Raw genomic sequence first — 11676 nt, 5'->3', positions numbered from 1 at the left:
AACGCGCGCGGGTTCGCCGCGCGGGGAGCCGGGAGACGAAGGTGTGTCACCGAAGGCCCGTGCCACTATGTGGCATGCCGTGCTATTATTTGGCACAAGCTTGAGGGTTGCCAGAGATCAAGTCAAGGGGTCTCTTCGCCGGAGACCGGGATTTAACTGGGGAAACCTCGTGGAAATGAAGAGCGTGACGCGTAGCCTGCGGCTCTTGGAAGCGGTGGCTCAGCATCAGCCGGTGACCGTGGGAGAGCTCGCGAAGCTCTATGGGATTCCCAAGTCGACGGTCCAGCGCACCCTCGTGACGCTGCACGAGGCGGGGTGGCTGCGGGCGAGCCGGGGCGACACGACCCGCTGGGAGATCGGCGCGCGCGTGCTCGCCGTCCGGCCGGCCGCCCTGCAGGGCGCGAGCCTGTTCGCCGCCGCCCGTGAGCCCATGGTCCGGCTCCGGCACGCGCTCAACGAGACGATCCACCTGTCCGTCCCGGACGGGCTGGACTGCATGGTCGTGGTCGACCGGGTCGACTGCGACCGGACGGTGCGCACCTTCCATGAGATCGGCGACACCTCACCACTCCACGCCACCGCGACCGGACGCGCCATCCTCGCCCACCTCCCCACCGCGGATGTGGAGGAGTTCATCGCCCACGGACTGGAGAGCTACGGCGAGGCGACCATCACCGACCCGGCGGAGCTGCGCGCCGAGCTCGAGCGCGTACGACGGGACGGATACGCGCTCAACCGCAACCAGTACCGGCCCGACGTCGCCGCGATCGCCGCGCCCATCTTCGACGCCGACGACACTCCCCTGGCCACCCTCGCCATCTCGATGCCCGACTCCCGATACGAACCGGACCGGGAGTCGGAGCTGGGCCGGCTGATCGCCGACACGGCCACCGAGATCAGCACCCGCCGCCTCGGCGGAATGACCGGGATGTAACCGACCGGCAGCCGCTACCAGGCGTCACCGTTGAATTCGTGGAGTTGCCCCCGATGTCGGTGCGCACTTGTAGGGTCACTGGTCGTGAAGTTGGTGGTGCAGGTGAAACTGCTGCCGACGCCTGAGCAGGCGGCGGCGCTGGCGGCGACCCTGCCCCTGTGCAACACCTTGGCAGGCGAGGTGTCGGCGGTCGCGTTTGAGCAGAGGGTGTTCGCTCGGCAGAAGCTGCAAAAGCTCGTCTACGCGGAGTTGAAGGCGCGTGGGCTGTCGGCGCAGCCGGCGTTGCATGTAATTCGTAAGGTCGCCGATGCCTACACCACGCTGCACGCCCAGATCGAGGCGGGCCTGCTGGGTGGTGAGGATTCGCGTCGGCGTCGTAAGGCGGAGTCCAAGCCAATCGTCTTCCGGGCTGATGCGGCTCAGCCGTTCGATGACCGGTGCCTGTCGTGGCAGATGGACGCCCGGACCATCTCGATCTGGACCGCTCACGGCCGGGTCCGGGGCATCGCCTTCACCGGCGAGCCGGGGCAGTTGAAGTTTCTGGCGGCGCACCGCAAGGGCGAGACCGATCTGGTGCGCCGCGATGGGATGTGGTTTCTGATCGCGACGTGTGAGGTCGAGGAGGCCCCGCAGTTCGAGCCTGCCGATTGGATCGGGGTGGATCGGGGGATCGTGAACCTGGCCACCACCTCCGACGGCGACAACCACCAGGGCAAGGGCCTGCAGCGCTACCGCAGGCGCCAGGCCCGGCTGCGCGCCGAGTTGCAGGCCAAGAAAGCCGCGGGTAGCCGGTCGGCGGCCCGCCGTCTTGCCCGCCGGTCACAGCGGGAGGCGCGGCACGCCTCGAATGACAACCACAAGATCAGTAAGCAGATCGTGGCCGTTGCCCGACGCACCGGACGCGGTATCGCACTTGAGGAATTGAGTGGGATACGCGATCGGGTACGGCTCAGGCGGCACCAGCGGGCCACTCTCTCCTCCTGGCCGTTCCACCAGCTCGGGACCTTCATCCAGTACAAGGCGCTGCGGGCCGGGGTGCCGTTCGTGGAGGTGGATCCGGCCTACACCTCCCAGCGATGTCCGGTGCCGTGGTGTGGGCACACCATGCGGGCCAACCGGCCCGACCGGGATACTTTTTGTTGTCGTCGGTGCGGGTTCGCTGGCCCCGCCGACGTCATCGCCGCTGCGAACATCCGGAAACGGGCGTGCGTGGCGTGGGCATTCGTCAGCATGCCCGTCCCGACCCCCAATCCTGGGGTGAAGGGAGATGCGACCCTGGCGCGACGGCCAGCCGTGACGGGGAGCGCGACAAGGTGTGAACGCCCGAGCCTCAAGCCCGGCCGCTCACAGCCAAGAAGCTGACGCTCCTCTACATGCCGATCGAGGTGGCCCTGCCGCTGTACGTGCGGGGGACGCTGCACACCGGCGCGTCCGGCCTGGGTCTGCTCTGGACCGCGCTGGGCGTCGGGGCGCTCGCGGGCGCCGGCCTGGTCGACCGGCTCCGCAACCTCCCCCAGCGCCCGCTGCTCATCACGATCATCGCGCTGTGGGCGCTGTGCCCGATCGCGCTGGCCGGCATCGAGAATCAGACCGCGGCCATGGTCGTCTTCGGCCGCGGCGGCCTGGTCTGGGCCCCGTTCACCCCAATCGCGTACAGCTTCCTGCAGACGGGCCTGCGGCCCGCCGAGCAGCAGCCGGTGGTCACGCTCTGGACGACGGGCTCGACGGTCGCCGCCCCGCTCGGCCTGCTCGCCGGCGGCCCGCTGATCGCCCTGACGGGCGTCGGCACCAGCCTGTTCATCTCCGGCCTCCTGACCCTGCTGCTGGCCCCGCTGGCCGCCTGGAGCGTGCTGACGCGGGCGGAGGTCCGATGACGTCCGCGGCTCAGGCGTCGCGTCGTCGCAGCAGCAGGCCGCCGGCCAACAGCGCCGCGGCGGCCCACCCGGCGGTCACGCCGAGACCGGCCCAGGGGCCGATGGGCAGGCCACGGAGGTCGGTGGTGGCCTGGATGGTGAGCCCGGCGCTCATCGGCGCGATCTGCTGGAGCAGGCGCTGCCAGTGCGGATCGCCGACCGTCTGGGCGAGGATGGGAAACAGGTAGAGCAGGCCGAGGACGATCCCGAGACTGGTGGCGGAGTCCCGCACGGCGGTCGCGATACCGAGGCTGAGAAGGGCGATCAGAATCAGGTAGAGGACCGTCCCGACGGCCGCGCGCAGCGTCGGCCCGTCGGCCAGGGACAGGGCCCGGTCGCCGAGGTCGGGCAGGATGAGCCGCCCGGCGAGCACCGACCCGAGGACGGCGGCGGTTCCACCGACGGCCACGACGCCGGTGAGAGAAATGGCCTTGGCCGCGAAGGCGGTGGCTCGCCGCGGCACCGCGGTCAGGGTGGTGCGGATCATGCCCGAGCCGTACTCGCTGCTGATGATCAGCACTGCCAGGATGGCGACCGGCGCCTGGCCGAGGTAGACGCCCATGAGGGTGATCTTGGTCGTGTCGCCGCCGCATACATTGGCCGTGCAGTTCACCACCGAGGTCGCCACGGTGCTGAGGGCCACCGTCGCCGCGACGGTACCGAGGAGCAGCCAAAGGGGGCCGGCGACGGTCCGTATCTTCGTCCATTCCGCGTGCAGCGCCGGCCTCATGCGTCCCTCCTGTGGATAAGGACGGCTGCTACCGCGAGGCTCGCCACCGCGTAGCCGGCCAGGACGGCGAACCCGGCCCATGGCGCCAGCGGGTAGTAGCCGTAGTAGGGCGTGTAATTGCTTGCGACCTGGTGATACGGAACAAGCGTCTGCTGGACGGCGAAAGCCGCGCCCGGTGTCGCCGTGGCCACTCCCTTCGACACGCTTGCGGGCAGGAACGGGATGGCGATCAGGATGTAGGGCAGCACGATGGCCACGATGACGGTGGTGACCGCGCCCGCACTGTGCCGGAAGATGGCACCGACGGAGAGGGCCAGGACCGAGGCGGTCGCGAGGAGCGCCGCGGTCCCGAGCGCCACCCGCAATTCGGTCGAGGATGACACCGGGAAGATGTAGACGCCGTTGCCCTGGGCGAGCCGCTCACCGAGCGGAGTCGCGAGGATCGTCCCCGCCAGCCCGGCGACGAAGGTGACGGCCCACAACACGATCGCCTTGGCCACCAGCACCCGGCTCCGCCTCGGACTCGCGGCCAGGGTGAGTCGGATCATCGTGTTCCGGTACTCCGCGGTGATGAAGAGCGCCCCCACGACGACCACCGCGATCAGCGCGGCGAACGTGCCGGTGAGGATGTCCTTGAGGAGGCCGCCGGTCGGGAGGCTGTCGCGGACGGCGGGCGCTATGTCGCCGGCGCCGGTCACCGTGAACCGGGCGCCGGATCGCGTGACCGAACCCGAGCCGTCTTCCGGGTAGCCGGCGAAGCTGGGGGATCTGGCCCCCACCTGATCGCCTGTCCAGTCGCCACCGGCCCAGCCCCCTTGGGTCCGAAGATCCTCGAAGGTGGCCGTGGACACGCTGCCGCGCGTGCCCCCGCCGCCCACGGCTTGCGGGGAGGCGACGAACAGCCCGACCTGCGCGGTCGATCCGAGCCCGCTCACCTGCGCGGTGCCCACCTTGGTCCATTTCGTGCCGTCGGTGGAGGCATAACCGGTGATCGCGTCGCCCGAACGGTCCAGCCGCAGCCGGCGGGGAACCGCGCCCAGGGGGCCGGCCGTGTCGTTGACGTAGTTGTCCTGCATCCGCACGCCGTGGCTGCCGGTGACCATGATCGCCGCGTAGCGCGATCCCTGGCGGGTGCTCTCCTTGATGATGAGCCCGGCCTTCGCCCACGGCACGATGCCGGGCCGCAGGTCCCCGGGACGCTTGGGGATGCTGCTCTTGAGCGCGGAGACGGAGACGGTGATGCTGCCGTTTCCGGCGAGCGGCTGGTGCGCGAAGTAGAAGCTGTCGGTGACCGGTTCACCGCCCGGTCCGATCGGAACGGGTGGTGCGCCCTTCTGGTTGCCGCTGGCCCCGGTGAGCAGGGCGAACAGCACCATCATCACTGCCGCCGCGATCGTGCCGGTCACCCAGCCGCGGACGGTTCGGAACTTGGTCCATTCCGCGTGCAGCAACTGGGAGAAGCCGTCCCGCCCGACCCGTTGGCCGGGTCGGTGAGGCGTAACGGTCGGGGTCACCGTGACACCTCCGTGGGCGCCGCGGCGCGGAACTCGACCGTCTCGCGGGTGAGCTCCAGGTAGACGTCCTCAAGGGTGGCGCGGTGCGCCGACACCTCGGAGAACGGCACCGCGCTCCCGCTGAGCAGCGTCACGATCCGATCCGCGGGCAGGCCGGAGACGGTGATGGTGTCGCGGCCGGTGGCCGCCACGGTCGCGCCGGCGTGCGCGAGCACCCTCATCGCGTGCGTCCCTGCCGTGGTCCGCAGGGCCACCCGGTTCTCGGAGGCGGCCGCGATCAGGTCGGCCACGCCGGCGTCGGCGATGGCCCTGCCGCGCCCGACCACGACGAGATGGTCGGCCGTGTCCTGCACCTCGCTCATCAGGTGGCTGGAGACCAGCACGGCGCGGCCCTGAGCGGCCAGCGACCGCAGGAAACCGCGCATCCAGATGATGCCGTCGGGGTCCATACCGTTGAACGGCTCATCGAGCATGATGATCGGCGGGTCGCCCAGCAGGGCCGCGGCGATCCCGAGCCGCTGCCGCATGCCGAGCGAGTAGCCGCCGGCCTTGCGGCGGGCCGCGGAGGTCAGGCCGACCTGCTCGATCACCTGGTCCACCCGCCGCGCGGCCAGGCCCTGCGAATGCGCCAGCCAGAGCAGGTGGTTACGCCCGCTGCGGCCAGGGTGCAGCGCCGCCGCGTCCAGCAGGGAACCGACATGGTTCAGCGGGTGCCGAAGGCTGCGGTACGGCCGGCCCTCGATCAGCGCGCTGCCCTCATCGACCGCGTCCAGGCCGAGGATCACCCGCATCGTGGTGGACTTCCCGGCCCCGTTCGGCCCCAGGAAGCCGGTCACCGCACCCGGACGGACGGTAAAGGACATGCCGTCGAGGGCCAGAGTCCCCCCATAGCGCTTGCGCAGTCCGGCGACGACGATCCCTGCGGCGCTCATCGCGGCGAACTCACGTTTCGAAACGGATTCATGCCGACGGTTGTACGCGGCACCCGGTTCCAGCCCGGTCGCAGCGGCTGCGACCGGGCTGGAACCGGGGATCTGGCATCGTCGACGCATGGCACCTCGACCCGATGGCCCGTTCGGCCGCCCCGCCCGTACGACGACCGGCGGTGAGCGGCGGTGAGGGTGCTCGTCGTCGAGGACTTCGAGGTCCTCGCCCGCTCCATCGGAACCGGGCTGCGCCGCGAGGGCATGGCCGTCGACGTCGTCTTGGACGGAACCGCCGCCCTCGACCGCCTGGCCGTCACCCGCTACGAGGTGGTGATCCTCGACCGCGACCTGCCCGGCGTCCACGGGGACGAGATCTGCCGGCAACTCGCCCACGGCCGCTGCGAGACCCGCATCCTGATGCTCACCGCCTCCGACACGATCGAGGATCGCGTCGACGGGCTCAGCCTCGGCGCCGACGACTACCTGCCCAAGCCGTTCGCGTTCGCCGAACTGGTCGCCCGCGTCCGTGCTCTGGCCCGCCGCGCCACCCCGCCGCTACCGCCCACCCTGGCATGCGGTGACATCACCCTCGATCCGGCCCGCCGCATCGCGTTCCGGGCCGGCCGGCGCCTCGAGCTGAGTCCCAAGGAGTTCGCCCTGCTCGAATGCCTGCTCGCCGCGCCCGGCCTGGTCATCTCCGCCGAGGAACTACTCGAACGCGTCTGGGACGAGGCCGCCGACCCCTTCAGCAGCGCCGTCAAGCACACCATGCACCGGTTGCGGGTCAAGCTCGGCGACCCGCCCGTGATCGAGACCATCCGCGAAGGCGGCTACCGCATCGGATCGTCATGACCTCCCAGCAGCTCGCCAGAAGGTCCTTGCAGACGCGGCTCGCGCTCGCCTACGCGGCGGGCATCTACGCCGCTGGGGTCTTCGTGCTCGTACTCGTCGACGTCCCGCTCGCCAGCGTCCAGTCGACCAAACCCCAAGGCGACCCCTCAGCGCCCGTGCTCACCGGGCACGGAATCAGCCTGCCCCAGCTCCTCACGGGATCCGCCGTCGCCCTGGTCATCCTGATTCCGGTCGCCCTGGCTCTCGGCTGGTTCGTCGCCGGCCGGTTCCTGCACCCGCTGCGCGCCATCACCGCCACCGCCAAAATCATCTCCGCCGGCGACCTCCACCGCCGCCTCGACCTCGGCGAGCCCACGGACGAGCTGACCGAACTCGGCAATACCCTCGACGACCTGTTCGCCCGCCTTCAAGCCTCCTTCGACGCCCAACGCCACTTCATCGCCAACGCCTCCCACGAGCTGCGCACCCCCCTCGCCGGGCTGCGCACCCTCCTCGAAGTCGCCCTCGCCGACCCCGACGCCGACACCGACACCCTGCGCTCGGCCTGCCAGGAGGCCCTCGCTCTCGGCGGACACCAGGAACGGCTCGTCACGGCACTGCTCGTCCTGGCCACCAGCGAGCGCGGAATCTCTCGCCGGGACACCCTCGACCTCGCTCAAGTAGCCGAAGGAGTGCTCGCCTCCCGCCGCGACCGAGCGACAGAGAGAGGCCTTGCCCTCGCCGAACACCTATCGCCCGCAGTGACGGCCGGGGATCCAAGACTGATCGAAAGCCTCATCGGCAACCTCATCGACAATGCCATCCGCCACAACCGCTCAGACGGGCACGTAGAGGTCACGACCCAGACGTCCGGCACGCAGGTGACCGTTACGGTCACCAACAGCGGGCCGGTCATCCCCGACGACCAGATCCAGCGCCTCTTTCAGCCCTTCCAGAGACTGGCGCCCGAACGTAACGGCCGCCGCGACGGCTACGGTCTCGGCCTCGCCATCGTCAACGCCGTCACCCAAGCTCACCACGCCACCCTCACCGCCGGCGCACGCCCCGAAGGCGGCCTGTCCATCACCGTACGGTTCGCGCACGCACCGCACCCGAACCTCCACCATCCGAGCGGTGGGATAGTCGGGCGGTGATCAGTTCACGTCAGCTCGAGTACTTCCAGGCCGTGGCGAGGGAGCTGCACTTCACCCGGGCCGCGCGGGAGCTGCGGATCGCCCAGCCCGCGCTGTCCCAGCAGATCCGAAAGCTCGAACGCCAACTCGGCGTGGTGCTGTTCGAGCGGGACAACCATCGGGTGGCGCTGACCGAGGCCGGTTCGGCGCTGCTGGAGCGAGCCGACCGGATCCTCGCGGACATCGGCGCGGTCGAGGACGAGATGCGCGGGTGGGGCGGCGGTACGCGCGGCCGGATCCGGCTCGGGGTGGCGCGCGGACTCATCGCGGGGATGTCCAGGCTGCTGGCCGAGTTCTGCGCCGCCTATCCCGGGGTCGAGATGCGGTTCCGCGAGATGACCACCGGGGAGATGGTGGAGGGCCTGCTGGCCGGGCGGCTGGACGTGGCGACCGTGGCCGAGGTGCCGCGGAACGAGCCCCGGCTGGCCACCCACCCGCTCGGAGAGGAACCGCTGGTACTGATCGTGGCGCCTGATCCCTCGCCACGGCATGTCACGCCCACCGCCCACACGGACGCCGCCTTCTCGGAAGCGGCCTTCGCGCCGGGCGGGCGGGCGAGGGTGACCGACCTGGGCGACCTCGATCTCGTCACCTATCCGCCCGGGTCGGTCGTACGGGAGGTGGTCGCGGGGGCGCTGGCCGACGCCGGGATCTCCGGGCGGTTCCGGTTCGAGACGCGCGACTACGGGACGGCGCGGTCGCTGGTGAGCGTCGGGCTCGCCGCGGCCGTGCTGCCGCGCTCGGTCGCCGCCGAGCCCGGCCCGCCCGTACGGGTGATCGATCTGGAGCCGGTGCTGACCTGGCGGCCGTCGCTGGCCTGGTCAGCGGTACGGGTGTCGCCTCCCGCGCTGAAGGTCTTCGTCGACTTCGTGGCCGAGCACGGCGATATCCTCGGCCTATCACCACGAGGCTGATCAGATATTGGACGTATGACTCGATCTGCGGAAATGATCGAGTCATGGACAGAAACGAACGTGGCCTGAGGGAATACGCGGCACTCATCGGCGGCTCCGCCGAGGAGCAGCTCGCCGGGATCAGGGCCGCCTCGCCGCACATGTACGAAACGATGATCGAGACCGGCTTCGCCGGGCCGATGGCCCGGCCCGAGCTCGGCCGGGCCGCCCGGGAGCTGGCGACGGTGGCGGTCATCGCGGCGCTCGGGGGTGTGGACGACAAACTCGCCGTGCACGTACGCGCCGCCCTGCGCCAGGGCATCGGAGCGGACGAGCTGCGGGCGCTGGCCGAGCACGTGGCGCTGTACGCCGGTTTCCCGCGTGGCCTGACCGCGCTGAGCGTGATCGACCAGGTGCTGGCCGAGGCGGGCGTCCCCGCTCCCGCGAGGCTCCATAAGGTGCGGCTCGAGGACCACGAGACCGTGGTGGCGCAGGTGGGCGAGAGCGGACCGGCCGTGCTGCTGTCCCACTCGCTGGGGTTGGACTGGCGGATGTGGGAGCCGGTCATGCACCGCCTCGCCACGGGCCGCAGGGTCTTCGCCTACGACATCCGCGGGCACGGCTCGGCCGCCGGCTCGCCCGCGCCGTTCACGATGGACCAGGCCGGCGACGACCTGGTCGGCGTCATGGACGCGCTCGGGCTCGACCAGGCCCATGTGGTGGGCCTGTCGATGGGCGGCTCGATCGCGCAGACCGCCGCCGTACGGCACCGGGAGCGGATCGCGTCGCTGGCGCTGCTGGCCACCAGCGACCACCCGTTCACCGACGCGTTCGAGAACCGGGCCCGGTCCGGCGAGACCGACGGGATGGAGGCCCAGGTCGCGCCGACGCTGACCCGGTGGTTCACGCCGGGCGCGCTGGCGGCCAACGCCTGGGGCGTCCGGTACGCGCGCGAGCGGATCCGCCGCATGCTGCCCGAGGACTGGACGGCGGCCTGGCGCGCGTACAAGAGCCTCGACGTGCAGGGCCGCCTGGCCGACTCTCCCGTGCCTACGCTGGTGCTGGCCGGTGCCGTCGATGCCTCGACGACCCCTGAGATCATGTCCGCGATCGCCGAGCGCATCCCCGGCTCGACCTACGTGGAGCTGCCCGGCACGCCGCACCAGCAGACCCTGGAGCGGCCCGAACTGGTCGCGGACGCTCTCGACGACTTCCTGCCCGTCGCCGCGGATGGCGATCCGCGATGAGGGCCGCCTGGTACGACCGCAACGGCGCCGCTCACGAGGTCCTCACCGTCGGCGAACTGCCCGATCCCGAGCCCGGCCCCGGCGAGGTCCGCGTCCGGCTGGCGGCGGCCGGGGTGAATCCCGCCGACGTCAAGCGGCGCTCCGGTGCCGGCGGGCGGACGATGACCGCGCCGCGCGTCGTCCCCGGCGACGACGGTGCCGGGACCATCGACACGATCGGCCCCGGCGTGCCCGCCTACCGCGTCGGACGCCGGGTGTGGGTGTACGCCGCGGGGCAGCACTCGCCGTTCGGCACCTCGGCCGAATACGTCGTGGTGCCGGACGCGCAGGCCGTCGAGCTGCCCGACGCCGTCCCCTTCGAGGCCGGAGCCTGCCTCGGCGTCCCGGCGCTGACCGCGCACCGCTGCCTGCTCGCCGACGGCCCGGTCGATGGGGCGACGGTCCTGGTCACGGGCGGTGCGGGAGGCGTCGGCCACTACGCGATCCAGCTCGCCAAGAACCACGGCGCGACCGTCATCGCGACCGCCAGTACCGGCGAAAAGCAGCGCGCCTCCCTGGCCTCCGGCGCCGACCACGTCGTCGACTACCGCCGTACGGGCGCGGCCGAGGCCATCCTCGAGCTGACCGGCGGCCGCGGCGTCGACCGGGTCGTGGACGTGGCGTTCGGCGCCAACCTTCCCCTCACCTCCACGGTCGTCGCCACCAACGGCACCATCGCCGGTTACGCCTCCGACGCCGTACCGGAGCCGACGCTGCCGTTCTATCCGCTGATGCGGCGCGGCATCGTCGTTCGCATGGTGCTGGTGTACGTGATGCCCGAGGACGCGCTGCGGTCGGGCATCGAGGACATCACCGAACTGCTGGCCAAGGACGCCCTCCACCACCCCATCGCCGCACGCCACCGACTCGACGAGATCGCCGCCGCCCATGAGGCGGTCGAGACCGGCAGCGGGATCGGCAAGATCATCATCAGACCGTGACCTCCTCTGCCGGGCCTGCCGGGCCCGGCCTCATGCCCATGCCCGGATGTTCGGAGATGTCACAGGCGGGGGTTGCCGTCTCGTCGTAGGGGGTGCAGGCAATCCTCGACCAAGGAGCAGATGATGAACCTCGCGCTGTGGATCGCAGCCGGGCTGCTGGCCGCAGTCGCTCTGACCGGCGGCATCACCAAGACCTTTGTGCCCAAGGCGAAACTGGCCGCGGCCCATGGCGGTGGATGGACCGGCGACGTCGGCGTCGCTTTCGTCAAGAGCCTCGGCGTCCTCGAGCTCCTGGCCGCGGCGGGCCTGATCCTGCCCGCCGCGCTCGACATCGCACCGGTTCTGATGCCGGTGACCGCCGTCTGCTGGATCTTGCTGATGGTCGGCGCGATGATCACCCACGGCCGTCGCGGCGAATCCAGGCTTGTGGTGCTGAACCTGGTCTATCTCGCGCTCGCGACGTTCATCGCCTGGGGCTGCTTCGGCACCGGGTCCTTCACCGGCTGACCTGCGGC

The 11676-nt window shown here is 70.8% G+C and carries 12 protein-coding genes; 9 read left to right on the top strand and 3 right to left on the bottom strand.

Features of this window, described 5'->3' with window-relative positions; all coding sequences use genetic code 11:
* The first annotated feature begins 67 nt into the window (after positions 1 to 67).
* The 3 genes from ACQP2O_RS27365 to ACQP2O_RS27355 all read left to right on the top strand — a co-directional run bounded on the left by ACQP2O_RS27365 (position 68) and on the right by ACQP2O_RS27355 (position 2808).
* Positions 68 to 934: an IclR family transcriptional regulator gene (locus tag ACQP2O_RS27365; RefSeq protein ID WP_433190810.1), complete on the top strand. Its 867-nt coding sequence runs from the start codon at positions 68 to 70 to the stop codon at positions 932 to 934.
* Positions 935 to 1018: 84 nt separating this feature from the next.
* The gene (locus tag ACQP2O_RS27360; protein ID WP_433190808.1) at positions 1019 to 2296 is read left to right on the top strand and encodes an RNA-guided endonuclease InsQ/TnpB family protein; all 1278 of its coding nucleotides are present in this window, start codon (positions 1019 to 1021) and stop codon (positions 2294 to 2296) included.
* 11 nt (positions 2297 to 2307) lie between these two features.
* Positions 2308 to 2808, top strand: a complete 501-nt coding sequence (locus ACQP2O_RS27355) for a hypothetical protein (protein ID WP_433190806.1) — start codon at positions 2308 to 2310, stop codon at positions 2806 to 2808.
* A gap of 10 nt (positions 2809 to 2818) precedes the next feature.
* Here ACQP2O_RS27355 and ACQP2O_RS27350 read toward each other — a convergent pair whose 3' ends face one another.
* Genes ACQP2O_RS27350 through ACQP2O_RS27340 form a run of 3 tightly spaced genes read right to left on the bottom strand, consistent with a single transcriptional unit; the run spans position 2819 to position 6023 of the window.
* Positions 2819 to 3577, bottom strand: coding sequence for an ABC transporter permease (locus ACQP2O_RS27350; protein WP_433190804.1), 759 nt, complete (start codon positions 3575 to 3577; stop codon positions 2819 to 2821).
* A complete protein-coding gene (locus ACQP2O_RS27345) occupies positions 3574 to 5091 on the bottom strand; it encodes an ABC transporter permease subunit (protein ID WP_433190802.1) in 1518 nt (505 codons plus the stop codon). The genes ACQP2O_RS27350 and ACQP2O_RS27345 overlap by 4 nt, the downstream gene beginning before the upstream one ends.
* On the bottom strand, positions 5088 to 6023 hold the full coding sequence (locus tag ACQP2O_RS27340) for an ABC transporter ATP-binding protein (protein ID WP_433190800.1): 936 nt from the start codon (positions 6021 to 6023) through the stop codon (positions 5088 to 5090). Before ACQP2O_RS27340 ends, ACQP2O_RS27345 begins: the two co-directional genes overlap by 4 nt.
* A 183-nt stretch (positions 6024 to 6206) precedes the next feature.
* Between ACQP2O_RS27340 and ACQP2O_RS27335 the strand changes: the two genes are divergently transcribed.
* The 6 genes from ACQP2O_RS27335 (at position 6207) to ACQP2O_RS27310 (ending at position 11668) form a co-directional block, all read left to right on the top strand.
* Complete coding sequence (locus tag ACQP2O_RS27335; RefSeq protein ID WP_433190798.1) at positions 6207 to 6869, top strand: response regulator transcription factor; 663 nt, start codon at positions 6207 to 6209, stop codon at positions 6867 to 6869.
* Positions 6866 to 8002: a sensor histidine kinase gene (locus tag ACQP2O_RS27330; protein WP_433190796.1), complete on the top strand. Its 1137-nt coding sequence runs from the start codon at positions 6866 to 6868 to the stop codon at positions 8000 to 8002. The genes ACQP2O_RS27335 and ACQP2O_RS27330 overlap by 4 nt, the downstream gene beginning before the upstream one ends.
* Positions 7999 to 8955 (top strand): LysR family transcriptional regulator, encoded by a 957-nt coding sequence (locus tag ACQP2O_RS27325; RefSeq protein ID WP_433190794.1) that lies wholly within the window; start codon positions 7999 to 8001, stop codon positions 8953 to 8955. The genes ACQP2O_RS27330 and ACQP2O_RS27325 overlap by 4 nt, the downstream gene beginning before the upstream one ends.
* 44 nt (positions 8956 to 8999) lie before the next feature.
* Entirely contained in the window at positions 9000 to 10181 is a 1182-nt protein-coding gene (locus ACQP2O_RS27320) for an alpha/beta fold hydrolase (protein WP_433190792.1), read from the top strand.
* Entirely contained in the window at positions 10178 to 11161 is a 984-nt protein-coding gene (locus tag ACQP2O_RS27315; protein WP_433190790.1) for an NADPH:quinone reductase, read from the top strand. The genes ACQP2O_RS27320 and ACQP2O_RS27315 overlap by 4 nt, the downstream gene beginning before the upstream one ends.
* Positions 11162 to 11284: 123 nt before the next feature.
* On the top strand, positions 11285 to 11668 hold the full coding sequence (locus tag ACQP2O_RS27310) for a DoxX family protein (protein ID WP_433190788.1): 384 nt from the start codon (positions 11285 to 11287) through the stop codon (positions 11666 to 11668).
* The last annotated feature ends 8 nt before the right edge of the window (positions 11669 to 11676 follow it).

This window comes from Actinoallomurus sp. CA-150999 (assembly GCF_050942425.1).
Lineage (GTDB): Bacteria > Actinomycetota > Actinomycetes > Streptosporangiales > Streptosporangiaceae > Actinoallomurus.
This window is presented reverse-complemented; position numbering and strand designations above follow the sequence as displayed.